Here is a 24,898-nt window from a genome sequence, read left to right as displayed (position 1 = left end):
TTACACTTCGCTGTAACATACTTTTTTGCGGAAATAATTGGTGTTTACTCTGCCAGCTACCGTAAGATAACCCAGCTTCTGTAATTCATCATTTAACTGTTTGACAATCTTATAAGCATAAGACTTGGAAACTCCCAGTTCCGCTGCAACTTCTTCTACTGTCATAAAAGTTCTGTTCGTCACATCTCATCTCTCCTTTCTATCTTAACGCATTTTGTTTAAGTTACTACATTTGCATGATACTAAACATTTTAATTTAAGTCAAGCGATTTTATGAGGACATTAAATTTTTTTGTTTAAGTTCTTCTTGCTATCCAAAATTGCTCATGCTATACTGAACCTAAACAGAATTGTTTTATTTTCTATCACAATTAATTACGGCAACACGAATGACCACTATAAGGAGGCAAACAAGAATGGCAATCGGACAACGTATCAAATTTTTTCGCAACCGCAAAGGCATGACACAAAAGCAACTCGGAGAACAACTGGGATTCATGGGAAAAACCTCAGATGTCCGCATGGCTCAGTATGAATCTGAAGCCAGAGTTCCTAAGATTGATCTTGTAAAACAAATGTCTCAGATCTTTGATATCAATACTCATGCCTTAACAGTTCCAGATATTGATACTCACATAGGTCTGATGCATACACTATTTGCACTGGAAGATATGTATGGTCTGAAGGTAAAAAATGTAGATGGACAACCTCATCTCTGCCTTGACTCTTCCATATCTGCTCCCGGCTCATCTGTCGATGAAATGTTTCGTGCATGGATGGAACAATCTGACAAACTGGAAAACGATGAAATCAGCAAGGAAGAATATGATGAATGGAGATATAAGTACCCGGAACTGGATACTTACCAGAAACGTGCCAAGGTACCATCTCAGGAGCTGAGTGATTACCTCGTAAAAGAATTGACTAAAAAAGAAAAATAAAAGAAGAGAATAGAAAAACCTTACCGATATTCAGTTTTTTACTTCTGAAAATCAGTAAGGTTTCTTTATATACGTTATGAAATAAAATTTCTATCTCTTGAATAATCACAAAATGTTGCCATTTTGTTGCCAATCACTAAGCAAATTTGCTTGCAACCCGCATAAATACTGGTTTCTTGTGGTTGTGTGGATTATTCAAACTCCAGACTGACAGTACGGGGTATTAACAAAGATTGCTGAATTTTAGGCGTTTTGGAACAATTTGAAGCGCTATAAACAAATAAAAGAAATTTTTAAAATGCAATAAAAATGCAATGAAGCCTATCTCTATTCTCCGATAATTTTAGATAGCTTCTAACTTGATACCTAAATAAAAACTGTGTTATACGAAAGGAATTATCAATATGAATTACCAATTAGAACTCAAACAAATCGTGGAATTTCCACGCTGTCGCATTTACCGTGACTTCATACAAACACTAATCACAACGAAGAGCATCCGAACCACCGGAGGCTCTTTTCTTTTTTACTATCTGGTTTTATGCTCCTATGCAAATTATCGGACATCCTATCGCCGGATGGAACACATCACCTACACAGTCGGTCCCGGAGAATGGATCTGCTCCGTCACAGATCTTCAGAATTGGTTCCGCTGCCGCTTCCAGCATCAGGTATTATCTATCCTCAAGTTTTTTGAAGAACAGAATTATATTACCTATTCTCTCCTTGGCAAAAACAAGCTGGTCAAATTCAAAATAACCGACTGGCCTAAAGACAACACCATATTGGAATATAACTATCCCTGTAAAAAAGATACAGGGTTTTTCTTTTTCCCGATTGCCAAAGTTCACGAACTAATTGGCATAGGGAAATGCTCGGAGATGGATATTCTTTTAGATCTTTGGATTCATGCTGTCTACAACGATGCCACCGTACAGGGTTCGGATTCCGGTCCGGTTGTATATTACCGGAACAATACTGGCAATCCCCTTACCAGTTTTCATTCACTGGGCGACCGTTGGGGACTGTCAAAGGCATCGGTCTCCCGACTTCTGAAGAAACTGGAGGAAAAAGAATACATCACACTCATCTCATTTACAGGAAAACACGGAAGCGTAATTTATCTCAACAATTACCTGTCCGTAATGTTCAACATCAGCGATGTAATGATTGACAAGGAGGAAATCGCCATGAAGATGCAACTGCCAATCCATATACCTGAAGAAATTACTGTGGAAGAATCTGGTTCCGCCACAGTTTCAGAAACTGTCATGGATACACAAATTACCGTTTCAAAAAATGATTCCTGCGTTCCGGATTCGCATATGAAATATATCGTGCAAAAAGTCGCAGAGCTATTGGATTCACAAGGGATTCCATGCTGCCACTGTTCCAAAACCCGCTATATATTATCTCCCTTATCAGCCTGCAAAGATATATTAAATCAATATACTCTAAATATTATCTGCCCCTACGGGAACGCTGCTTACCGCTTCGAACTGTCCATAAGTCCAGGGGACGAGTCTGTCCAAAAGAAGCCTGCCATGGCAGCCCACACTGCCCTGAAGGGAGGTGAATAGGCATGGCAAACCGTAACACACAGGGGTTTCCTTCCCCGGAAGAAGATCCACGTTTCCATGACACCTACCAGTTTTTACGCAGATACCGGGATGCAACCTACAGCCTGAAGGTAGTCGTACACCAGATGGAACACCAATTTAAGCTCCAGTATGACAATGACATCGACAAATTTCTGGACTCCATCTATGCAGCCGGTGCTGATCTTACCGGAAGTGACATCGAACAACGGGCAAAAAGTATTGCCAGAAGCAACCAGATGCTGAAGCTTTTGGAATCATCCATCGATCTCCTCCGGAACAATCACAAGCATGGAGAACAGTATTACTGGATTCTCTACTACGCTTTTCTCTCTCCACAGGAAATGAAAAATACAGATGAGATATTGGATAAGCTGGCTCACCACATCACCAATATTTCCTACCGCACCTATTACCGGAAACGCAGGGCTGCGATTGAAGCACTCAGTACCATTCTTTGGGGATTTACTGCAAAAGAAACACTGGATACGCTCAACAAGTTCTTTCCGGAATAGCATCGCTCATAAAATGGCACAGAAATGACCTGCTTCTGCGATTGAAGCGTAAATTTACCCATGCTACAATAGGTATTGCTTATAGTTTTCCTTATTTCCAGCACCCATAGATGGTGCTTTTTTTGTACCTGTAAATTCAATCGCTGACAGCAGGTCATATGTACTATGTACGTACACTATACTTACAATACCAAATGTATTCTGTACGTACAGCCATACGTATAAAGTTTCCTATTATATATAGAAGGGAGTCAATCATGAAAACAAGGAACGAAATCTATCAAGGAGAGGGAGCCAAGCTCTTACGGTTCATTACCACTTACCATACTCTGAAGTATGACCAGGTTTTACAACTTTTCTCCCGACATGAGCAGTCTATCAAGTCATTGGTTACCAGCCTCATCAAACAAGGGCGCATCATTTACGATAAAGAGCATGACCTTCTTTGTGACAGCCAGCAGTCTGCTGAGAATCCTGACTATGCTATAATTACATGCTTTTGGGTACTGCTGGATTTTAAGAAAGGTATTGTATACCACACCAGTGGCGAATTTCCAATCAAGCTCAATTTCTTTTCGCAAGATGAACAATACGAAATCATCTATATCGGTGAAGAACAGGAGGCTCTGATTAATCATGTGATGGAAAGTATCCCATCAAATGGTTCCAAGCGCCTGATTGTCTTAGAATCCGAAAGCCAGGCTGCCAAAATCACCATTGATGATGTAGCCGCTTACTGCCTTGTAAATGAATCCGGTGCTGTCAGTTACTACATGAGAAAGTAGGTTATTATGACGCAAAATACACCAACCATTTACCAGCGGCTTGAAAAACTGGAAGGGGAGCTGCAAAAACTGACGAATACCGTTTACGCTCTGAAGGTCACTGATATCCAGAATTATGATAAAAATTTTGAGGAACTGAGCGTCAGTGCTGCTCTTAGAGCGGAGCGGATTGCCTGCCAGATGCGTAACCTTGTCTGTCCGGCTCTCTCCCCAAATCAAGCAGCTTATCTTCCCAAAGCGGCAGATGCACAGGGAATCCGGATTGCAGAACAGCAGGGGATTCTCACCATTACGCTTCCCGGACTGCTTCCGAAACGAAGAGTCCACACAAACACTGCATTTCTCCATGAACCGCTTAATTATATGCTTCGGGAGTATGTAAAACAAAATGCCCTGCCCCTCTATCGTGACTGCATGATATGCTTCAGTCAAATATATGACAGGGAACTTCCTCAAAGACGTATCCGGGATTATGACAATCTGGAGTTTAAACAGATTCTGGATACACTTTGTACTTATGTTCTGACAGATGACAGCGGCTTTTTCTGTGATTCCTACTACACGACACAGCTTGGCTTAAAGGACTGTACACTGGTATCGGTTATGGAAAAAGCTGACTTTCCGAAATGGCTGCAGAACCAGAAAAATCATCACGAAAGCATGTCGGAAAATCTCCTGACTTCTCAGGCAGAAATCCGACATCGGTAAGAACCACCGCAGGGAACTTTGTTTTCTTGCTTTTTTTATCTCCAAACCACCGGAGATTTACCCAAGTATAGGCTTGCATGGGTAAGAACTGAATTGAGGTGATGCTTATTTGATAAGACCTGACACTACGAAATACCGCTTACTGGAAATGATAGGGATGTGCGGGGAATTTCCCGCAGACCAGCTAAACAGACTCATCCCAAGTGCCTCCTATGCGGAAAAACTCATTACGGATTTGAAGGCGGAACACCTCATCCGTACCCACTACCGGGATGCTCTCAGAGGCTACCGTCTTACAAAAGCTGCGAAAGAGATGCTGTTATCTGTCTCGCCGCTACGCTTCCAGTGCTATCTGACCGGCAATACCGAGACGAACCTCATCCGAAGTGAAGTATCCCGACGTATCCGCTTACATCAGAAAGCCGAAACGTATCTGACACTCCTTCATGCCGGGATTCCCTTTTATCCGGATGTAAAACCTGACATCTTCTGTAATCACCGCGAAGCTGGTTCCATCGGTATGCGAAGCCTTCCTCTTTTTTACGCTTCCAGAGAAATTAAGGAATTGGGCCCGGAGACCACGAAGATTAGGAACTCCCGCAGCATGGGCATCCTGATGGCACCGCAATGTGTCTATGTCCTTTATAACACGGGAAACGGAGTCCTGAAATGGGAATATCGAACGGAAGTCCGCTTAAACGCCTTCCTGCAGCATTACCTGCAAGGCTACCCTTACAACGGACATCCACAGATCCGGGCAATCATGACCGGAACCGACATGGAAATGGCTTTCCGGCTGTTTACCAGTACCGGAGGCTACAAAAAGAGCCTGTTTATGCTGGACACCTCCTTCGAGCATTTCCATTACCTTCCCAATACTCCGGAAGGGGAAGTGCTTTTAAAACTGCTGGTTCACCCTGAGATCATGGAAAAGCTGGACAACCTCCTGCTGTCCGATCTGGGCTGCCGCAGCGATTCAATTCCACTGGAACATGATGCCACGGATGCTTCCGGGAACCCCATCCTTCTTGCTTATGATTTTGACATGCAGCGAATCAACCGGTTCAATACCGGCTTAAATGTATACGGCAGATCCGGGAACCTGATCTGTTTCGATTTTCAGATTCCGGTCCTGAAAAAATACTTAACTGCCACAATCCATTTCTCCAGTATTGACCTTTGCAAATTCAAAAGGGGGTTTTTACATGAACCGTAAATGGTGGAAGCTCATTTATATGCTTCCGATCACCTTCTGCACCCTCTATGCAGGAGGCTATGTTGCTCAATTTATCCGCAACTATCAGACCTGGGAATCTGCCGGCAATTTTGCCGGAAACGGAACTGCCCCGCAGATCCCCTCCCCGCACCCGCTCGCCTGTCTGGATGCCCTGACTGCTTTCCCGTACAATCTGTATGGGATTTTTCTATGTCTGGCAGCTTTTGGACTCCTGACCTTCCTTCTCATGCGTATGGGATTTGACCGAAACGGGGAAATAACAGACCGGGGCCGGAACCTGAATTATTCCACAAAGGGAACCTATGGGACTTCCGGTTTTATGACTTTGGAGGAAATGCATCAGGTACTGGAGCTTACGAATGATGTCAAGAAACACAAGGGAACCATTCTTGGAAAACTGAACGGAAAAGCCGTTTGTCTCCCGAAGGATACCCGCATGAACCGGAATATTGCCGTTTACGGTGCCAGCGGTTCCATGAAAAGCCGGGCCTTTGCACGCAACATGATCTTCCAGTGTGTTGCCCGCGGGGAAAGCCTCATCATCACCGATCCAAAATCGGAATTGTACGAAAGTACAGCCACTTACCTTGAGAATGCCGGATATATCGTGAAATCCTTTAATCTTGTAAACCCGGAAAACTCGGATAGTTGGAATTGTCTGGGTGAAATTGGCGGACAGGAAACCATGGCACAGGTATTTGCTGATGTCATCATCCAGAATACCGGTTCTGCCAAAGGCGATCACTTCTGGGACAATGCCGAGATGAACTTATTAAAAGCTCTGATTCTCTATGTGGATCAGGGATTCCCACCGGAGGCAAAGAATATCGGACAGGTATACAAACTCCTGACCATGAGTTCGGAAAAAGAACTGAACAGCCTCTTTGACCTGCTTCCGGTCTCCCATCCGGCAAAAGTCCCCTACTGCATCTATAAGCAGGCAAGTGACACGGTACGTTCCGGCGTCATCATCGGACTCGGTTCCAGACTTCAGGTATTCCAGAACAAGCTGATCCGCCAGATCACTTCCTATGATGAGATCAACCTGACGCTGCCGGGAAAAGAAAAATGTGCATACTTCTGCATCACTTCGGATCAAGACAGCACTTTTGATTTTCTTTCTTCCCTGTTTATGACCTTCGTATTTATCAAACTGGTCCGTTATGCAGACACCTATGGGGAAGATGGAAAACTGCCGGTTCCGGTACATATCCTGGCTGATGAGCTGGCGAATACGGGAGCAATCCTATCGCTCAACAAAAAGATTTCCGTGATCCGAAGTCGAAACCTCAGTATTTCCTGCATTTTCCAAAACCTGCCTCAGATGCAGAACCGGTATCCCTTAAACCAATGGCAGGAAATCATCGGGAACTGCGACACTCAGCTATTTTTAGGCTGTACGGATGAGGTAACTGCTACATTTATCTCTAACCGCTCCGGTGATGTGACCGTTGGTGTCAGCAGCGAAGCCAAACAATTAAATAGCTGGAGGGTATCCGATTATACACCGGAATACCGCCAGACCAGATCCATCGGGAAACGAAAGCTCTTAACTCCGGATGAGATCCTGCGGCTCCCGCTGGATACTGCACTGATTATCCTGCGTGGTCAGAAGGTACTGCAGGTAGAAAAATACGATTACACCCTGCACCCGGATGCCCAAAAACTCATTCCCCGGAAGGCTTCCGAACATATTCCGGAATGGAGAAAAGGAGCATGTAGTGAAGAATATACGTACACTCCAACTATTCCTGCTTCCCACCCGAAAAAAACCGCTTCTTATGGAAAGCAGAAAAAGAAAAAAGCTGAACCGCACTTTGACCAGCAAAGCGTTTATCAGGAACCTGGCTATCACGATTTCCCGGATGACTTCTCAGCAGATAACTATTCGGATCACACAGACATGGTTCCTTTAGATAAAGATTCTATCATGTCATAATTTGAAAGGAGACACTATGATGCCAAACGAAACAACCAACACACCTATTTTAACTCTGGATTCCGATGCGAAGCTGGAAACAGCCCAGTCCATTTCAGACCTTACCTGGCATGAGATCCAGAATGCCTACCGTACCCGCCGGATCTTAACCGGAATGCTTGGCGGTATCGAGAAAACAGAAAACGGCAGCCTCATTGCCGTGGTTTACTACAAGGATTTCCGTACTGTCATCCCAGTAACTGAGATGATGATCCATCTCATGCAGGATGAAGCACACGATTATGGGGAGCTTGCTCTGCGGCAGAACAAAATCCTCAACAATATGCTTGGATGTGAGATTGATTTTCTGATTAAGGGATTAGATCCGAAGACACGCAGCATTGTCGCCAGCCGGAAAGAAGCGATGCTGAAGAAACGCCAGATCTTCTATCTGGATAAAGATGCTTCCGGAATGCCGAAAGTTTATGAAGACCGTATCGTGCAGGCAAGAGTCATTGCTGTTGCGGAAAAGGTAGTCCGGGCAGAAATTTTCGGTGTGGAAACCTCCATTCTTGCCAGAGACCTGTCCTTCGACTGGATGGGTGATGCCAGAGAACGCTTCCAGGTAGGCGATCACATCCTGGTACGCATCCTGGATGTGCGGGCAGACTCACCGGAGCAGGTCATTGTCCACGCAGATGTCAAAAGTGTGGAAGGCAACACCAGCAAGGAAAACATGAAAAAATGTAAGATTCAGGGAAAATACGCCGGAACTGTGGAAGACATCCATAAAGGCACCGTCTTTGTCCGGCTCTCCATCGGTGTCAATGCCATTGCCCACTCCTGCTATGACAGCCGGACAGTCGGGAAAAAGGATCAGGTATCCTTTGTGGTGACGCATATTGATGAAGAGCGTAATGTTGCCCTCGGCATCATCACCCGCATCATCAAGCAGACCATATAAGGCTTCCACCTTATTTTTAAATAGCTTTTTTTCATATACAGCACCAATTAGTCCAGCAAATACTCACGATACAGCTACATAAGGTGACAGAATAAAGTATTTTTCAGACCATTACCTTATTGTACTGAAAACGGTAACGTGTTATACTGATTCGGTATTACTGAACCGGAAAGACGGATGCATTTCGATTTTGCCCTCTAGTATCCAAGGAGGGTGATGCCCATGAATACAATGGAAGTATTGACTTTACTATTGGTAATTTTTGCGGCTTTGACTTATATAGATCGACATAATAAGAAATAGCATCCACGACCCTAGGAAAGTTTTGGATGCTATGACTTATACATAGAATATAAAATTTAACTGAGGGCATCAGATTTTGCATCTGAATACCTTTCTTGAGTTCATTATACACTGGGGGATTTGAGAAATCAAGTCCCCCTTTTTATTATGACATTGATTAGTATCTGCATTAAACATCAGAAATTTATATTCTTACTCACTGAAACGAATTCTCTCTATCAATGAATCTTTCCTTACTGACTTTGCAATGAATATTGCCAATAACATCTGTATCACAAACAATGTTAAAATTATAATAATAGCTGCTGTTACCGGATAATGGTATGTGCTGATATCAAACATTCCTGTACGCTTTGCATATAAAAACAACGGATATCCTGCAAGACTTCCCACTCCGATACTGATAATAAGAGTGCCTACTGTATAGAATATACCTTCCAACTGGAGCATCTTCATCAACTGACGGTCCGACATTCCGATTGCCTGCATCATGCCAAGCTCCTTTTTTCGCACATGGACACTATTGATCATTGTGTTAATCAAGTTCATAATGCTGATTGCTGCCAGAATGATGATAAATGCATAACATGCACCTCTAGTCATCTGTATGGCATTTTCCCATGTATCGTACTCATTCTTCCAGGTACGCATCTGCAGTCTGCCTGATCCATCCACAATAGCCTGTAGAGATGCTTCCAGTGCCTCATCATAATCCTTATCTGCAATCACCTGAAAATAGCTGGAAGAATTATTTATGGTAAGTTTCTCTGCCCCTTCTTTTGCCATGATAAGACAGTTATAGTTTGTCAGACCTCCTCCATATTCACCAATTGCTGCCACTTCAATCTCTTTTTGAAAGGTATTATCTCCATCATGAATATTGAGTTTCAGCTTATCTCCCACTTTAATATCTGGATACCAGTGAAGTAGCGCGCGGTCCAGAATCACTTTATCCCCGGATTTCAATTCCTCGTATGTGACATTGCCTTCAGTGATTCCTTTTTTCAGCTCTTCTGCGTATTCTTCCGGCACTCCATTGATAAATTCGGTTCCAATTTTTTCTTCAAAAGGTCCTCCTGATACCTTCAACGCGGTAAACACATCTACCCGCTCAACACCGTCAAGCTCCTCTATCTGCTGCTTTAGTCCTTCATTTAATGGATTATTCTTTTGAACCTCCGCCCATTCATATTCAGGATGCTCTTTATTCCCGGATTCCACAATTGGAGAAATCTCATATTGCCCCACAATCGAACTCTTTGCACTTTCCATCGGATTTGCACAAGACAGCACCGTTGCTACCATCATGACAAATATTCCGGTAACGGCCATAGATACAATCGTGATAGTACTCTTCTTTTTATTCTCTGCAAGATTTCTCTTGGTCAGTCGTCCGATATTCAGAAATTGATATCCCTTCCTGCTGCTTTTCTGTCGCTTACTGCCTCCCTGGTAACGCATAGCTTCTATTTCTGATACCTTCGCCGCCATACGCATAGGCTTCATCAGTGACAGATACACTGTACACAGAGTCACTGCAATTGCCAACAGATAAATCCACCAATAATAAAGTTGGACTTCTCCTTTAGCTACAACCTTGTATGCCTCTGTTATAAGTACGTTTGAATCCTTTGCATGTTCTACAAACTGGAGAAGTACAACTTTCACAGCAACTGTTCCGATCAAAAGTCCTATCGGAATGGCAAACAACGCCACTCCCATTCCCTCTCTTAGTACGATTTGTCTAAGCTGCCGTTTCGTAGCCCCGATTGCCTTTAACTTTCCAAATTCCCGAACCCTCTGGTTCATAGATACATAATAAACACTATAAATTGTGATAATGCCCGCCAATACAACAATAAGCATGATTCCTACAATCACCGGAATTGTAGCCGGATCCACATAATTTGCTGCAAGATACTCTTTATTAATATTCATGTCATCCTCGGAAATCCCGAACTGTCTGGCAATATTCTGTATCGTCTCTGTATAATCTGCAGTCGTATTTCCTTTCTGTCCATTCACCTGAAGTAAAAACCGATATTTCACCTGTTCTACCGGTATCTCCGCTTTCAGAAAGGCCTCTGAAACCAATGATGTATATTGTTTTTGTTCTTTGCTGCTCTCATTATCTGCTAAAAAACCACAGATTCGAAAGTCTTTCTCCTTCGTATAATCCAGTCCGTCATCTTTCAGAATCTGATAAGGTACTGTGATAGTGTCACCGATTTTCCCATTCTGTCCTAATGCTTCCAGTATTCCTTTTGAAACCACAATATCATTTTCTTTCTGCGGAAGTTGCCCCTCTTTCAGCTTCACTTTATAAAGTTCCATCCCTGTTCTGTCCATATACATCATGGAAACCGTCGCATCTTCCAGATTCATGTACCCCGCATCGCTGCGGAGTCCGTAAGTTTTCACATCATGATGTGCCGCCAGTTTCATAACTGTACTCTCGTCCACGTTCCGATAAAGGGCATGCCATGTTGGATAAATCTTATTGATTACCGCAAAGTTCACTTCCACCATATCTTTTCCGATTGATGGGATTACGAACAGCAGTAATGTTGTCAGGATAATGGCAATTCCAATCAGTATGTTTTTGCTCTTATAATGCCGCATATTGCAATATGCAACTCTGGTCGTCATCTTCATTATCTTCTCACCGCCTTGCCATCTTCAATGATAATCATTTCATCCGCCATCTGGGCAATCGTTTCATCATGGGTAATCATGATAAGCGTCTGCCCGAAATCCGACACGCAGCTTTTCAATAGGCTCATAACCTCTAGCTCAGTCTGGGAATCAAGGTTTCCAGTCGGCTCATCCGCCAAAATTATCGCCGGTCTTGTCACCAATGCCCTGGCTATCGCAGTTCTCTGTTTCTGTCCACCAGACAAAGCAGACGGCATCGCATCTTTCTTATCCTGCAGTCCGATTTTTTTGAGAATATCTTCCACTTCCCGCGGCTTTACCTTGCGATTATCAAGTCCCAGCGGAAGAACGATATTCTCCCACACATTCAGCGATGGAATCAGATTAAAATCCTGAAAGATAAATCCTATCTTCTTTCTTCGAAACTGTGCCAGTTTATCATCTTTTCGAGAATAGATATCGGTTCCATCAATCCATACTTTGCCGGAATCCGGTCTGTCAAGCCCTCCAATCAGATGCAGAAGTGTAGATTTTCCGGAGCCGGAACGTCCTACGATAGCTGTAAACTTGCCTCTCTCTATCTGTAAACTTGTATGATCCACGGCTCTCACCTGATTCTCGCCTTCTCCATAATACTTTACTAGATCTTCTACTTTTAAAATACTACTCATATCTTCAAGTCCCCTTTCCATTTCATACCCCTACTATAACATTCCTGCATTACAAAACCCTTACAACAACCATAACAGTTTTGTAAGGGTTCCGACTATTCTCCTATTATGAGCGGCAGTGTCACTTTAAATATCATACCTTTCTCAGCCTTTCTTTTGGCTGCTATTGTCCCCCCCTGTTCTTCTATGATCTTTCTGGCAAGATACAGACCGACACCCGCTCCGTCTTTTACCTGTTCCTTTGCTTTCCTTCCCCGGTAAAATCTCTGATAGATCTTATGCAGTTCCTCCGCAGGAATGCCCATTCCTTCATCTTCTACTTCAATAAGCACATTGCTTGCTAGCTCCTGCGTCCTCACTGTAATCGTTGTATGTTCCGGTGAATATTTGACTGCATTCTCAAGGATATTCGTTAATGCTTCTACCGTCCATTTTGAATCATGGTTCACAACTATATCATCATCCATCTCCACCTGAATGGAAATATCTTTTCCTCTTGCCTTCATATAAATCTGACTGACAGCCTCTGTTAGCGTTTTCTTCAGGCTTTCATGAAGCGAATGTATCTGGATCATATGTGTTTCCAGCCTTGAAAGATTTACCAGTTCATTCAAGAGCTGTTCCAGTTTGGTAAGTTCCTGTGATTCCTGCTCCAGAAACTCCCTCTGTTCTTCTCCTGTAACCCGATTTTCTGCCACCAGCTCATGACTCATCCGGAGTGATGCAAGCGGAGTCTTCAACTGATGGGAAATATCTGTAATCAGACTCTTCGTACCATTTTCTTCCTGCTCCAGACGTTCCTTCAAATCTTCGAAATATTGCCCCAGCTCCTTTACAGATTCCCACACCTTTAACCATTGTTCCGATTCTGATGTTTCTTCAGGATATGTTTGGAATTTTCCTTTTCTGAATTCCTGCAGACATTCATATAATTGCTGTAATTGTTCCTCATCACCGTATCTGCTCCAGTTTTTTCTTCGGTCCAGGTACAAGAACAGGCTACATACTATGACTCCCACTAGTAATCCAATTCCCCAGATAATCCTTATAACCACATCTGAAGATCCACTCCCTGAGTGATAACCATAAGTTTCTTCCAGCATCTGTACGACTCTTTCTATCTTCTGATCGTCCCGGTCTCTTATAAAATCTACTGTTCCTGACTTTTCCCAGATTGCAACTATTTCCCCTTCCAGTTCAGGATGTTCTGCAAGGAGCAGTGCTATCTGCGTTGCTTTCGCATTTTCCTCATACTTTGTTATCAGATACATTCCTACTGTAAAAAATACTGCAAAGATTACATATACGATAAAATACCGTTTTAATTTTTGTTTACCTTTCCGGTCCATATATATCCCAGTCCTCTCACATTCGCTATCTCTTCTGTTCCAAGTTTATTCTTCAGTCTGCTTATATTGACAGTAACCGTATTATCATCGACAAATTGACCGTCTATATCCCATACATGCTCCAGGATACTTTCTTTTGAAACAATCTGTCCTGCATTCTCCCAGAGATACAGCAACAGAGAGAATTCTTTCTTACTTAAAGTAACTGGTTCATCCCCTTTATACACCTGCATCGTTTTCATATGCACCGTAATCTCTCCGGAAGACATAATCTGTGCCTGTACCTTAGAAAGCCGTCTCATCAATGCGTTCACCTTCGACACCAAAGCCATCAGTGAAAATGGTTTGGTAATATAATCATCTGCCCCTGTATCATAACCATTTACAATATCTATTTCCTGATCCAAAGCCGTAAGATAGATAAGATATGTATCTCCACCTGCACGTACCATCCTTCCAAAATCCAGTCCTGTACCATCCGGCAATGTAATATCGCTGATAACAAGAGCATAATCTCCTTTTTGAAATGCTTCTTTTGCTTCCTTTATTGTATAAACCTGACGAACCTCATACCCTTCCCGTGAAAGTAACAGGGCAATTCCCCGATTTAGATTCAAGTCATCCTCCAGTAATAATATTTTCTGCATCAAATACTCCACCTCTATTTGTAATAACCTGTTCTTTTATCATATCAGTCCTATCTTTTGTCTACAATAAAAATAAAATTAACATACATACTTTTCCTTCATATGTTCAAGGATTTCACCGGATACTGCTTCAGAAATCGATCAATCCATTTCTGATTGCTTCTCTGTAACATCCGAAGTCTGGATAAAAGCTGTAGACAACTGCAGCTCTATGTTACTAAAGTCCTATCCATCAATACAGGAGTTATAGAATGCCGTGAAGATACCGTCAAATTCCATTTCAATAATATGTAGGCTGTCCATTGTGTGCTCCAGATAAGTCAGTGTTCCTCTATCCAAATCTATACTCGGCTTTCCTAGTGAGTTTGCTATTACATCTGGATTTGTAATTCCAAACATCTCCTTTATATCCGGCATAAGATAATCCACGATATCCGGCAGCCTTTTCTCATACGCCTGTGCCAGTTCAACTGCATGCTTCTCATAATCGGAATGTATACTGTCACAGACAAATTCAATCCCGTTTATTTCCATCTTATAGTAATCATTATTCTCATCATAGACAAACGCTGTACCCTTACTTTTTTTATTTTTTTCCAAAATCCCCATGATATATCTACACTTTCCCGGTTCTTCCGCCATACACAGTCTAAAAAACTGTAACTTAATGCTTACGTTTGTAAAAAATAACTCCTGCCAAAATCAATAAAATAATTCCAACTACAATCATAAAAATAAAATTATCACCATTTAACTTCCCTGCTATGAAAATAGAAGTCGGGCCATCCGCACCACCAATAACAGAAACGGCTGTGTTTTCTTTCTGCTTCAGTACAATGCCAATGACTGCCAATACAATTCCTAAAATTCCGGCTATGATTCCCAATCGCTTTTTCATTGCTACCACCTCAAATCATTTTTATCTGCTCAATCAAATGTAAATTGTTATGCAAGTATTTCTATGCAAATGAAGCATAGATAACCCATATTTCTGCAAACATTACCAATAAAAGTACACCATCTATCATCCAATTAAACTGAATGTCCGTTAAGAAAGTTTTTGAATGTGTCAGGCAATATTTTACTTTTTCTCGTCCAGTCAAAAAAGTGATAAGCACTTGTAATATAGGAAATAAAAATATTTGTATTTTTCTTCCATAATCATCCGCAATCCCATTTGCAAAATGTACTGGAATAATACTCGGTAAGAAAAATATACTTACAAGAGCAAGCAAAAATCCTATTATACAAATTATCCATGTGAATTTTCTAGTATTGATAAATTTCATAACAATCCTTCTTTCTGCTAAATTCAAGTTTTTCCAATACATAACACGTACTTACATTATACTCCTCACCAATGCAAACCTCAATTTATTCTCCATCCTTTTTCCCGTTATTAAGCTTCGGGCAGTAAAATGCCTTTACTTCCACCCCATCTTCCTCCGACTCAATTTCCACATAATAATCCCGGATAAAGTATCCCGCATTATGCTCCTGAATGGCGTACAGCTCCAATGTCTGAAAATCCACCAGTACCAGATCACGGGGCTTGGGTTTTTGCGTTTCCTCACAGAATACCTCCATGCTTTCCACCAGCTTATCCAGGCATTCCTGACACAGATGGTTCTGTACTTTTTTCACATCGAAGATACTATCTTCCCCGTAATCCACCGATACTTCGGAAATCCCGTAATCCGACATCTGCTCCGTATGGAAAAAGCAGCCGCCTTCTCCTGTCCCGGTATAACCCATATGCCCGTTTCCCTGCGGGCCGGTAAGATTCCCGTCCTCATCATGATTCCGGATATGCATATCCATCACATACCAGTGATTGGTACAGATCACTCCCAGATCGTCAAACTTCCGGAAATAATCCATCATACTCCGTTCATCGCTTCCACACAGCCAGCACTGTTTTGGATCTTTCAGCTTGCTTTCTACTGATTCAGGCACCTTTCTTTCTACCGGGTGATATTCCTGCTCCTGTGTTTTTTCAAGATAACCTGTCAGATCCAGCCGGCTGATTCCCAGTCCGATCAGAATTCCTGACGCACATGCCAATAATCCCACATATCCCTTTTTCATATTATAGTCATCCTTTAAGAATTAGTTTTATAATGCTTTTAGGATTACTATATCAAATCTTGCAATCACTTTCATCATAAATCGCATATTTTTATGTGTTTTATTGCATATACAGCTTTCAAAAAAACTGCCTGCGGCAATTTCGCAGACAGCTTCTATTTCATCATCTCTTCAATTATCACATCCAGCATCCGAAGCACGCTTTCCTGCTTCTTCGGTGTGAGCCTTTCCAGCTTTCCTTCCACTACAGAAGTATGTTCCATTCTGGTAAGAGGAATCACTTCCTTCAGCACTTCATTCGGTTCCGCACCTAATACATTCAACAGCTTTACAAATGTTTCCATCGTAGGTGTTTTCACTTCCCGCTCAATCGCACCCAGATGGTTGGTACTGATATCCACCAGTTCAGCCAGTCTCTCCTGCGTAATTCCTGCCTCTTCCCTGTACCTGCGGATTGCCTTTCCCATTCCTTTCACACGCACACCTCCTCCTTCCAGTATTCACTAACGCTTAAAGCATTAGTCATGTAAATCCAGTATAATTGGTTGCAAATCACGCTTACAGTATCCATAAGGATTGCATTTATAACGCTTTTAGCGTTGGTCACATTTTTGGCACTCCATCGTCTGTAACTGGCACAGTCCTGCGATTGTAGCGGTAATTTACCCATGTTAAAATTGATATTGTCAAAATTATATGCAGAACGAAACGCAGCACTGCCGTATGGGAAGCCTCTCCTGCGGCAAATAAGCTGCGTTTTTTCTGTAAGATAGGAGGATCTTTACAATTTCATACTTTGATTTAGGACGCAGCCTGCATTGACCGGGCTGCGTCCTTTCTTGAGGCAGGAAAACCATAAGCAAAGGCAGGGGAGGTAATTCTCCTGCCGCTCTTATAAAAAGGAGGTACTTTTACGTGAAACACAAACTGAAAAACGCTCCGCCGGACACAAAACGGCATGTCAATTATGGCAGATGCCTGTATGCTGCATTTCTGGCTGTCACAGTCCTCTGCGGATACACACAGCCGGTTTTTGCCGCTACCATCTGGACCAAAGCCAATGAGATCATGAAGGATGTCTATAACCAGATTATCCTCATTTCCACCATTGCTGCAGTCGTAACGGCATCGGTTGCCCTTCTGATGATGAATTTTTCCAAAAGCGGAAAAACCGTGGACGAATCACGTGCATGGCTCAAGCGTATCGTCATTACCTGGGCGATCTTAAACGGGCTTGGCTTTATCATGGCTTACATCACCCCGTTCTTTGCAGGCGGAAAATGGAACGGATAGACGAAAGGAGATGCCACTATGGGAATACTTGACGGAATCGTGGAATGGATTGCCGAACAGGTCATGAACATTCTGGATCTGATCACCACTTCAGTCCTCGGTGCTCTGGGCTGTTCCATGGATACGTTTCTTCGCTACTTTCCTGCTGCCGAGACCATGTATCAGGTCTTTCTGGCACTGGGCATCGGGCTGATCCTCTTAAACTGGGTATGGCAGCTCTTTAAAAATTACTTTATGGGAGCCGGTATCGAAGCGGAAGATCCCATTAAGCTGTCCATCCGTTCCTTCCTCTTTATCTTTCTCACCTTCTATGCGAAAGATATTGTGGATCTGCTCCTGAAGATTTCAGGAACACCGTACAACTGGATTCTGACGGAAGACCTGCCGCCTTTAAAATTTGCGGATTTTAACTCCGTAGTCACAGTCATCCTGGGAGTCTGTGCAAATGGGGCGGTAGCCATCATTGCACTGATTCTGGTACTGATTCTGGCGTGGAACTACATCAAACTGCTCTTTGAAGCGGCAGAACGCTATATTCTTCTGGGGGTACTGGTCTACACAGCCCCGGCAGCTTTTTCCATGGGTGCCAGCCAGTCAACCGGAAATATCTTCAAAAGCTGGTGCCGGATGCTTGGCGGCCAGTTCTTTTTGCTTCTGATGAATGCGTGGTGCCTGCGGCTGTTTACTTCTATGGTCGGCACCTTCCTTGCCAATCCGTTATCCCTATAAGAAAGGAGGACCAAAATGAAACTTAGAAAGAAACTCATACCATTCCTGGTACTAACTGCCTGTCTGGTACTGTTTTGCTCCATGCCGGTCTTTGCAGCGGAGCTTACGGAAGCAGACGTGGAAGCGGCAGTTGCCAGTCAGGGAAAGGAAGCGGTAACCGGAAATGTCTTCGTCTGGTTCCTGTGTGCCATTGCCTTTTTAAAGGTATCCCAGAAAATTGATTCTTTTCTGGCATCGCTTGGCATCAATGTCGGCAATACCGGAGGAAACATGATGGCTGAACTTCTGATTGCAGGACGGAGCCTGACCGGTTCCATGCGTTCCCATGGTGGTGGCGGCTACCACAAAGCCTCTTCTCCCGGAAGTGCGGCTGTCGCAGGAAGCTTCCTATCCGGCGGGCTTGCCGGGGCAGTGGGAAGACAGGTACAAAGAGAAGCGGTCAATTCCGCAACCGGTTATACCGAACACAGCAGTATCGGAAACATGCTCTACCAGTCATCCCTGAACAAAGGCGGAGACTTTGCCAATCAGGTCATCAGCAACATTGCACAGGGAAATTACGGTCAGGTAGGTTCCATCAAGGGAGCAGACGCACAGAAAGCCTTTACTTCCTATATGGGCATCAATCCGGGCGGCGGTTCTTCCTATGATAATGTAGAAATCGGTGGCGGAAGGATCACCGGTACCGAAACCGGAAGCTCCGGAAACCGGGATTTTGCCCTGTACCATGCCGACCAGTATGCAGCTCCTACTCAGGGCTCCTACTCTACGGTACAGTCCGTGGATGGTTCCACCTGGTACAAGCAGTATGCACAGGATACGGTCGAAAAAACACCATATACTTCCGGCAGCGGCAAAGTAGCCTACAATGAATCCATTGTCCAGAAACTGCCGCCAGCCCCACAGCGAAAGGAGCGTATGTAACATGCCAAAAACAGCCTTGATGGGCAGTCCTCTTGCTGTCATCGGTACAGTATTCCGGCACAGGCGCACCCTTGCGAAAACTGGAGCAGCCGTCGGCGGTGTACTGATGCTTCCCATTCTGTTCCTTGTCATGCTTCCGGGACTCGTCTTCGGAGACCTCTCTGAAAATACCGGAGCACTGACCAGCAACACGGTAATCAGTGAAAATATCCGGGCTTCCAATCAGGCAATCGTGGAGGTGCTTCAGGAAAGCCATGATGCACTGCTTGCTAAGATCAATGCGGAAATTGCCAGACTCCCGGAAGGAGATACTGCCTCTATCAGCGATCCTTACGCTTCCAGTATCATCGTAAATGCGAACCAGCTCATCGCACAGTTTTGTGCCAGCCAGGATGACTATAAAAATATAAATATCAGCAAACTCAAAAGCCTGATCCGGGAAAACGAGGACGGGCTTTTTTCTTATGACGTTACTTCAGAAACGGCCACGGTGGAAGTTCCGGCGGAAGAGGAAAATGCACCACCCAGAAAGGTTACTTTTACCCGCCATACCTACACGGTCAGCTATGCCGGAGATGCCTACTTTGCAGATCACGTCTTTCATCTGACCGATAAGCAGAAAAAAACGGCAGACAGTTATGTGGAAAACCTGACCATGTTCTTTGGCGGCTCCGCTTCCGGTCTTGCCATGGCGGTAGGTGTCAGCGATGAGGTGCTGGCTTACCGGGCTACCATCCAGCAGGTCGCACAGAAATACGGCATGGAAGCTTATGTGGAACTCCTCATGGCAGTCATGATGCAGGAAAGCGGCGGGCGTGGAAGCGATCCCATGCAGGCGGCAGAAGGCGGCTTTAATAAGAAATACCCCCATGTCCCCAACGGCATCACCGATCCTGCTTATTCCATCGAATGTGGGATTCAGGAATTAAAGTATGCACTGGATAAAGCAGGATGTACCGGACCTACCGACCTGGACCGCATCAAGCTGGCGCTTCAGGGTTACAATTACGGCTCCGGCTATATCGACTGGGCAATGGAACGTGACGGCGGTTATACCAAAGAAAACGCCATTGCTTATTCGGATATGATGTGTGCCCGTCCGAACTGGCATTATGACCGGTATGGGGACAAGGAATATGTGGAGCATGTTCTCCGGTATTATCAGATTACCAATACCGGCGGAAGCTATCCGGCAAACGGAATGCAGATTCCGCACTATCTCCAGACCGATTACGGGAACATTCCTTATGGCGGCGGCTCCATCGCATCTTCCGGCTGCGGGCCTACCAGCTTTGCCATGATCGCCAGCTACCTGACCGGGAATACCATTACCCCTCCGGATGCGGTGGCATGGTGCGGGAATTCCTATTACAAGCCGGGAGTTGGAACCTACTGGAGCTACTTTCAGGCTGCAGCCAGTCATTTCGGCTGTGGCAGCGTCACACAGACCAGCAATGCCAATACGGTACTTCAGGCACTCTCCGAAGGCTGTCCGGTCATCTCCTCTCAGCGGGCAGGACTTTTCACCAGCGGCGGACACTTCATCGTACTCCGGGGTGTTACGGCAAACGGCAAGGTACTGGTCAATGATCCCAATGACAGTGACGCAAAGAACTATATTAACCGTGAATTTGATATGATGTCGGAAATCCATGCCACGGCAAATGCCTACTGGATCTTCGACAAAAAATAAAGGAGCCATTATGAACAGAACAAAAGTGATTCTTTCCATTTTTCTGATGCTGTTTCTGCTGCTTGCCGGACTGGTTCTCCCCAGTTTCTGGAAAAGCCAGAAAAAAGAAGTTTCCGGAAACAAAGGCAGGGAACCGGCAAAAGAAACAGCAGAAACAAATTCCGATACCCCCATGCCGGAATATCTGGATTTTGATGCTTTAAAAGCATTTTTCTCCGACAGCCAGATTGCTTCTCTCAAAGAGCAGTTTCCTGTCTACCTAAAAGAATATGTCAAAAAAGAACAGACAAGCATCACCTTCCTGCCGGGAAAAACCAGCTACCCTACCGAAACAACCGTCTGCCTGATGTTTTCACTTTCCGATCAGGATACGCTTCCGGTTACCTACCACACCCCGACAGGTGTGTTTTTATTTGGAGAAGACGGGGTACAGGTCTCTGCAGATACGACTGTTTACGAAAAGCAGACCGATGATTCCCTGCCATCACTGACTTCGCAGGACATCGAACACTTGCAGGAAGGCGGGTATCCGGATACTTCTGACAGCCCGGAAGCTCCGGACACAGAATCCGGCAGTGCCTCTGTGCCTTCCGAAGATGCGAAAGATACGAAAAAGGAGGTGCAGCCATGACACAGCCAGAAGAAACACCGGTTTCCTTTATCCCGCCCAACTTCATTGAGAAAGGCAAGATTCTAAACGGAACCTTTGACATCCGCAATGCCATAGAAAGCATTGTTCTTTCCCTGGCAATCGGTATCCCTGTTTTCCACCTGCCGCTGTCCCTGACTGCCCGCATCATCATTCTCTGCATGACCGCACTTCCGGCGGCAATGGTAGCCCTGATTGGAATCGGCGGAGAGAGCATCACTTCCTTTCTGATGAATGCCCTGCGTTTTGTAGTGAACCGCAGGGTAATCTGGAGGTCCGACAGTCTTCCGGAAGGAAAGCCACGCAGGAAACCACGTTTCAAAGAGCCAAAGACAAAGAAACACCGGAAAGCAGAAAAAATGGCAGAGCCTTCCAAAGTAATGGCATCGGCTCCCCCGCAGTCTGAACCGGACGCACCAGCCCCGCCAAAAAGTAAAAAAAAAGAACACCGGCAGTTTGATACCTCCACCAAGCGGGGCATCAAAAAACAGGCAAAGGAAGATATCCGTTATCTGAAGTGGGAGCAGAAAGAAGCCAGCCGACAGAAAAAAGAGGCGGCGAAACAGATAAAAATCCAGAAAAAAACGGAAGCCCGGAGACGAAAGGAGGAAGAAAAACGGGCAGTTTCCGAAAAGCGGGCGGCAAAAAAAGAGCAGAAAAAGAAGGTGGTTTCCAAGAAGGACGCCTCATCTGCCACGGCAAACCCCGTTTCCCGAAAAAAGCGAAAGAAAGACCAGACCTTGGAGGATTATCTTCCGGTGGAAAAAATCGAAAACGGGATCGTCTATACCACAGACGGACGGTACGTGAAGATCCTGGAGATTGAACCAATCAACTTCCTGCTTCGAAGTGCCAGAGAACAGCAGGGCATCATTTACAGCTTTATCAGCTACTTAAAGATCAGCCCGGTCAAACTCCAGATCAAGATGATCTCCAAAAAAGCAGACATCAATAAGCATTTGGAGCAGTCCCGGCTGGAGCTGGAGCGGGAAACCGATCCTCATTGTCAGGAACTGCAGCGTGACTACATCCAGTTTGTCCAGAACTTAAGTTCCAGAGAAGCAGTATCCAGACGGTTCTTTCTGATTTTTGAGTATGAACCCTTCAACGCCAACCGGAAGGAGGAGGAACGGGAAATCCTTGCCGCCCTTGAGACGGCATCCCAGACTGCCAAAACCTTTCTGTACCAGTGCGGGAATGAAGTGGTCACCCATGACAATGAGGATAAATTTACCACAGATGTCCTGTACACACTGTTAAACCGTACCCTTTGTACGGAGGTTCCGCTTCCGGACCGGATCAGCACTGTACTGTCCGCCTATACAAAGGAAAATCGCATGGAGGAACTGGATCACATCCGGATCAACGAGTTTCTCGCACCGGAAAGTGTGGATTTCAGGCACTCCCATTATGTGCAGATCAATGGGCTTTACCATTCCTACCTGCTTGTGCCGTCTGACGGCTACAAAAACCGGGTAACTCCCGGATGGCTGTCACTCCTTGTCAATGCCGGGGAAGGGATTGATATTGATTTCTTTCTCCAGAAACAGCCAAAGGACAAGATTCAGCAGCGTCTCGGTCAGCAGATCCGTATCAACCGTTCCAAATTAAAGGATGCGTCCGATACCAACACTGACTATGACGATCTGGACTCTGCGATCCGCTCCGGTTACTTCTTAAAACAAGGGCTTGCCAATAACGAAGATTTCTATTACATGAATCTTCTCATCACCATTACTGCTTCCACGTTGGAAGAACTGCAATGGCGGATTCAGGAAATGAAAAAGCTCCTGATCTCGCAGGATATGAACTTACACTCCTGCTACTTTTTACAGGAACAGGGCTTTCTCTCCTCCCTGCCGCTGGCAAATCTGGACAAGAAGCTTTTTAAGCTGTCCAAGCGGAACGTACTGACTTCCGGGGCGGCAAGCTGCTATCCCTTCGTCAGCTACAGTATCTGCGATGATAACGGAATCCTCTTTGGGGTAAACAAGCATAACAATTCCCTGGTCATTGCGGATATCTTTGATTCCAGGCAGTACAAGAACAGCAACATCTGTATCTTAGGCTGTTCGGGAGCAGGAAAGACCTTCACCATGCAGACCATGGCACTAAGGATGCGAAGAAAAGGCATCCAGGTGTTCATCATCGCTCCCCTAAAGGGACACGAATTTTACCGGGCTGCAAGGAATGTCGGCGGAGAATTTATCCAGATCTCCCCTGCCAGCAAAAACTGTATCAACATCATGGAAATCCGAAAGGTGGATAATTCTGTAAATGAACTTTTAGACGGACCGACCCTCGATGCCTCCGCACTGGCTGGCAAGATTCAGCGGCTTCATATCTTTTTCAGCCTGCTGATCCCGGATATGTCCCATGAGGAGAAGCAGCTTCTGGATGAAGCCCTGATCAAAACCTATGCCTTAAAAGGGATTACACATAAAAATGAATCCCTGACAGATCCGCAGCATCCGGAGCAGTACAAAAAGATGCCCATTCTGGAGGATGTCTACAATGTCCTGCTGGAAAGCGAGGATACCAAACGTCTGGCTCATATCCTGAACCGCCTGGTTCACGGTTCTGCTTCTTCCTTTAACCAGCAGACCAATGTGGACCTGACCAATAAATATACGGTACTGGATATCTCCGAACTGACCGGTTCCAGCGATCTTTTAACGGTCGGCATGTTCGTTGCCCTGGATTATGTCTGGGATAAAGCGAAGGAAAACCGTACCGAAGAGAAAGCCATCTTTGTCGATGAGGTCTGGCAGCTCATCGGTGCATCCAGCAACCGACTTGCAGCGGAATTCGTACTGGAGATTGCCAAGATCATCCGGGCTTACTCTGGAGCCGGCATCTTTGCCACGCAGGATTTAAACGACTTCTTTGCTCTGGATGACGGAAAATACGGCAAAGGCATCATCAACAACTGCAAGACCAAGATCATTCTCAATATGGAGGATGAAGAGGCGCAGCGAGTGAAGACCATCCTGCACCTGTCGGAAACGGAAGTTATGAACATCACCCATTTCCAACGAGGAAACGGTCTGATCTCAACCAACAACAATAACATCACTGTGGAATTTAAGGCTTCCAATCTTGAAAAGGAGCTGATTACCACAGATCGGCAGGAGCTTCTGGAAATCCTTGCGAAGCAGAAGAAACAGGCCGTGTAACTTTGGGCAGCACTGACGCTGCCCTTTTCATTTGAACTTCAAGAAGGAGGAGACT

General features: G+C 44.7%; 24 protein-coding genes. 14 read left to right on the top strand and 10 right to left on the bottom strand.

The window, feature by feature from the left end; genetic code table 11:
* Window positions 1-183, bottom strand: coding sequence for a helix-turn-helix domain-containing protein (locus ETP43_RS02680; protein ID WP_026650251.1), 183 nt, complete (start codon window positions 181-183; stop codon window positions 1-3).
* A 233-nt stretch (window positions 184-416) separates the two neighbouring features.
* Here ETP43_RS02680 and ETP43_RS02675 point away from each other — a divergent pair, with 233 nt between their 5' ends.
* The 8 genes from ETP43_RS02675 (at window position 417) to ETP43_RS02640 (ending at window position 8,666) form a co-directional block, all read left to right on the top strand.
* The gene (locus ETP43_RS02675) at window positions 417-941 is read left to right on the top strand and encodes a helix-turn-helix domain-containing protein (RefSeq protein WP_117787659.1); all 525 of its coding nucleotides are present in this window, start codon (window positions 417-419) and stop codon (window positions 939-941) included.
* A 404-nt stretch (window positions 942-1,345) separates the two neighbouring features.
* Window positions 1,346-2,521 (top strand): MarR family transcriptional regulator, encoded by a 1,176-nt coding sequence (locus tag ETP43_RS02670; protein ID WP_243114165.1) that lies wholly within the window; start codon window positions 1,346-1,348, stop codon window positions 2,519-2,521.
* 2 nt (window positions 2,522-2,523) lie between these two features.
* Window positions 2,524-3,054, top strand: a complete 531-nt coding sequence (locus ETP43_RS16995) for a hypothetical protein (RefSeq protein ID WP_005333547.1) — start codon at window positions 2,524-2,526, stop codon at window positions 3,052-3,054.
* 257 nt (window positions 3,055-3,311) lie between these two features.
* Window positions 3,312-3,839, top strand: a complete 528-nt coding sequence (locus tag ETP43_RS02660) for a DUF5697 family protein (RefSeq protein ID WP_117536971.1) — start codon at window positions 3,312-3,314, stop codon at window positions 3,837-3,839.
* A gap of 6 nt (window positions 3,840-3,845) precedes the next feature.
* Window positions 3,846-4,547, top strand: coding sequence for a DUF6100 family protein (locus ETP43_RS02655; RefSeq protein ID WP_118710266.1), 702 nt, complete (start codon window positions 3,846-3,848; stop codon window positions 4,545-4,547).
* 109 nt (window positions 4,548-4,656) lie between these two features.
* Entirely contained in the window at window positions 4,657-5,763 is a 1,107-nt protein-coding gene (locus tag ETP43_RS02650; RefSeq protein ID WP_022415648.1) for a hypothetical protein, read from the top strand.
* A complete protein-coding gene (locus tag ETP43_RS02645; protein ID WP_022415647.1) occupies window positions 5,753-7,723 on the top strand; it encodes a VirD4-like conjugal transfer protein, CD1115 family in 1,971 nt (656 codons plus the stop codon). The genes ETP43_RS02650 and ETP43_RS02645 overlap by 11 nt, the downstream gene beginning before the upstream one ends.
* 19 nt (window positions 7,724-7,742) lie before the next feature.
* Entirely contained in the window at window positions 7,743-8,666 is a 924-nt protein-coding gene (locus ETP43_RS02640) for a S1 RNA-binding domain-containing protein (protein ID WP_023921587.1), read from the top strand.
* A gap of 495 nt (window positions 8,667-9,161) precedes the next feature.
* On the opposite strand, the gene ETP43_RS02635 is transcribed toward ETP43_RS02640, so the two are convergent.
* The 9 genes from ETP43_RS02635 to ETP43_RS02595 all read right to left on the bottom strand — a co-directional run bounded on the left by ETP43_RS02635 (window position 9,162) and on the right by ETP43_RS02595 (window position 16,846).
* Window positions 9,162-11,618 carry an ABC transporter permease gene (locus ETP43_RS02635; RefSeq protein WP_243114164.1) on the bottom strand — a complete coding sequence of 819 codons (2,457 nt, stop codon included), beginning with the start codon at window positions 11,616-11,618 and terminating at the stop codon, window positions 9,162-9,164.
* A gap of 5 nt (window positions 11,619-11,623) precedes the next feature.
* On the bottom strand, window positions 11,624-12,295 hold the full coding sequence (locus ETP43_RS02630) for an ABC transporter ATP-binding protein (protein WP_172676439.1): 672 nt from the start codon (window positions 12,293-12,295) through the stop codon (window positions 11,624-11,626).
* 95 nt (window positions 12,296-12,390) lie between these two features.
* Window positions 12,391-13,644: a sensor histidine kinase gene (locus ETP43_RS02625; protein ID WP_005333534.1), complete on the bottom strand. Its 1,254-nt coding sequence runs from the start codon at window positions 13,642-13,644 to the stop codon at window positions 12,391-12,393.
* On the bottom strand, window positions 13,617-14,291 hold the full coding sequence (locus tag ETP43_RS02620; RefSeq protein ID WP_005333533.1) for a response regulator transcription factor: 675 nt from the start codon (window positions 14,289-14,291) through the stop codon (window positions 13,617-13,619). Before ETP43_RS02620 ends, ETP43_RS02625 begins: the two co-directional genes overlap by 28 nt.
* 225 nt (window positions 14,292-14,516) lie before the next feature.
* Window positions 14,517-14,891, bottom strand: coding sequence for a hypothetical protein (locus ETP43_RS02615; protein WP_330383125.1), 375 nt, complete (start codon window positions 14,889-14,891; stop codon window positions 14,517-14,519).
* A gap of 64 nt (window positions 14,892-14,955) precedes the next feature.
* Entirely contained in the window at window positions 14,956-15,189 is a 234-nt protein-coding gene (locus tag ETP43_RS02610; RefSeq protein WP_005333531.1) for an LPXTG cell wall anchor domain-containing protein, read from the bottom strand.
* 61 nt (window positions 15,190-15,250) lie between these two features.
* Entirely contained in the window at window positions 15,251-15,580 is a 330-nt protein-coding gene (locus tag ETP43_RS02605; RefSeq protein WP_022415592.1) for a DUF1648 domain-containing protein, read from the bottom strand.
* A gap of 85 nt (window positions 15,581-15,665) precedes the next feature.
* Entirely contained in the window at window positions 15,666-16,379 is a 714-nt protein-coding gene (locus tag ETP43_RS02600) for a hypothetical protein (protein ID WP_005333529.1), read from the bottom strand.
* A gap of 155 nt (window positions 16,380-16,534) precedes the next feature.
* Window positions 16,535-16,846, bottom strand: a complete 312-nt coding sequence (locus ETP43_RS02595) for a helix-turn-helix domain-containing protein (protein ID WP_179960461.1) — start codon at window positions 16,844-16,846, stop codon at window positions 16,535-16,537.
* 448 nt (window positions 16,847-17,294) lie between these two features.
* Between ETP43_RS02595 and ETP43_RS02585 the strand changes: the two genes are divergently transcribed.
* From ETP43_RS02585 to ETP43_RS02560, 6 genes are read left to right on the top strand one after another with little or no spacing between them, the layout of a single operon-like run.
* On the top strand, window positions 17,295-17,672 hold the full coding sequence (locus ETP43_RS02585; protein WP_005333524.1) for a hypothetical protein: 378 nt from the start codon (window positions 17,295-17,297) through the stop codon (window positions 17,670-17,672).
* An 18-nt stretch (window positions 17,673-17,690) separates the two neighbouring features.
* Window positions 17,691-18,401, top strand: a complete 711-nt coding sequence (locus tag ETP43_RS02580; RefSeq protein ID WP_005333522.1) for a hypothetical protein — start codon at window positions 17,691-17,693, stop codon at window positions 18,399-18,401.
* Between the two features lie 15 nt (window positions 18,402-18,416).
* Window positions 18,417-19,325 (top strand): hypothetical protein, encoded by a 909-nt coding sequence (locus ETP43_RS02575; protein ID WP_005333520.1) that lies wholly within the window; start codon window positions 18,417-18,419, stop codon window positions 19,323-19,325.
* Window position 19,326: 1 nt separating this feature from the next.
* Window positions 19,327-21,018 carry a lysozyme family protein gene (locus ETP43_RS02570; protein ID WP_005333517.1) on the top strand — a complete coding sequence of 564 codons (1,692 nt, stop codon included), beginning with the start codon at window positions 19,327-19,329 and terminating at the stop codon, window positions 21,016-21,018.
* 10 nt (window positions 21,019-21,028) lie between these two features.
* A complete protein-coding gene (locus ETP43_RS02565; RefSeq protein WP_164979575.1) occupies window positions 21,029-21,649 on the top strand; it encodes a DUF5038 domain-containing protein in 621 nt (206 codons plus the stop codon).
* Window positions 21,646-24,843, top strand: a complete 3,198-nt coding sequence (locus ETP43_RS02560; RefSeq protein WP_129256956.1) for a TraG/VirB4 family ATPase — start codon at window positions 21,646-21,648, stop codon at window positions 24,841-24,843. Before ETP43_RS02565 ends, ETP43_RS02560 begins: the two co-directional genes overlap by 4 nt.
* Window positions 24,844-24,898 lie beyond the last annotated feature (55 nt).

The organism is Blautia faecicola (assembly GCF_004123145.1).
GTDB lineage: Bacteria > Bacillota > Clostridia > Lachnospirales > Lachnospiraceae > Oliverpabstia > Oliverpabstia faecicola.
The sequence above is the reverse complement of the archived record's forward strand: the minus strand, read 5'-3'. Positions and strand labels throughout refer to the sequence as shown.

What these genes read in the sequence shown, in the direction of transcription:
- ETP43_RS02675 (WP_117787659.1), top strand. Translation starts at nt 417, where the DNA reads ATGGCAATCGGACAACGTATCAAATTTTTTCGCAACCGCAAAGGCATG.
- ETP43_RS02670 (WP_243114165.1), top strand. Translation starts at nt 1,346, where the DNA reads ATGAATTACCAATTAGAACTCAAACAAATCGTGGAATTTCCACGCTGT.
- ETP43_RS16995 (WP_005333547.1), top strand. Translation starts at nt 2,524, where the DNA reads ATGGCAAACCGTAACACACAGGGGTTTCCTTCCCCGGAAGAAGATCCA.
- ETP43_RS02660 (WP_117536971.1), top strand. Translation starts at nt 3,312, where the DNA reads ATGAAAACAAGGAACGAAATCTATCAAGGAGAGGGAGCCAAGCTCTTA.
- ETP43_RS02655 (WP_118710266.1), top strand. Translation starts at nt 3,846, where the DNA reads ATGACGCAAAATACACCAACCATTTACCAGCGGCTTGAAAAACTGGAA.
- ETP43_RS02645 (WP_022415647.1), top strand. Translation starts at nt 5,753, where the DNA reads ATGAACCGTAAATGGTGGAAGCTCATTTATATGCTTCCGATCACCTTC.
- ETP43_RS02640 (WP_023921587.1), top strand. Translation starts at nt 7,743, where the DNA reads ATGCCAAACGAAACAACCAACACACCTATTTTAACTCTGGATTCCGAT.
- ETP43_RS02635 (WP_243114164.1), bottom strand. Translation starts at nt 11,618, where the DNA reads ATGACGACCAGAGTTGCATATTGCAATATGCGGCATTATAAGAGCAAA.
- ETP43_RS02630 (WP_172676439.1), bottom strand. Translation starts at nt 12,295, where the DNA reads ATGAGTAGTATTTTAAAAGTAGAAGATCTAGTAAAGTATTATGGAGAA.
- ETP43_RS02625 (WP_005333534.1), bottom strand. Translation starts at nt 13,644, where the DNA reads ATGGACCGGAAAGGTAAACAAAAATTAAAACGGTATTTTATCGTATAT.
- ETP43_RS02620 (WP_005333533.1), bottom strand. Translation starts at nt 14,291, where the DNA reads ATGCAGAAAATATTATTACTGGAGGATGACTTGAATCTAAATCGGGGA.
- ETP43_RS02610 (WP_005333531.1), bottom strand. Translation starts at nt 15,189, where the DNA reads ATGAAAAAGCGATTGGGAATCATAGCCGGAATTTTAGGAATTGTATTG.
- ETP43_RS02605 (WP_022415592.1), bottom strand. Translation starts at nt 15,580, where the DNA reads ATGAAATTTATCAATACTAGAAAATTCACATGGATAATTTGTATAATA.
- ETP43_RS02600 (WP_005333529.1), bottom strand. Translation starts at nt 16,379, where the DNA reads ATGAAAAAGGGATATGTGGGATTATTGGCATGTGCGTCAGGAATTCTG.
- ETP43_RS02595 (WP_179960461.1), bottom strand. Translation starts at nt 16,846, where the DNA reads ATGGGAAAGGCAATCCGCAGGTACAGGGAAGAGGCAGGAATTACGCAG.
- ETP43_RS02580 (WP_005333522.1), top strand. Translation starts at nt 17,691, where the DNA reads ATGGGAATACTTGACGGAATCGTGGAATGGATTGCCGAACAGGTCATG.
- ETP43_RS02575 (WP_005333520.1), top strand. Translation starts at nt 18,417, where the DNA reads ATGAAACTTAGAAAGAAACTCATACCATTCCTGGTACTAACTGCCTGT.
- ETP43_RS02570 (WP_005333517.1), top strand. Translation starts at nt 19,327, where the DNA reads ATGCCAAAAACAGCCTTGATGGGCAGTCCTCTTGCTGTCATCGGTACA.
- ETP43_RS02565 (WP_164979575.1), top strand. Translation starts at nt 21,029, where the DNA reads ATGAACAGAACAAAAGTGATTCTTTCCATTTTTCTGATGCTGTTTCTG.
- ETP43_RS02560 (WP_129256956.1), top strand. Translation starts at nt 21,646, where the DNA reads ATGACACAGCCAGAAGAAACACCGGTTTCCTTTATCCCGCCCAACTTC.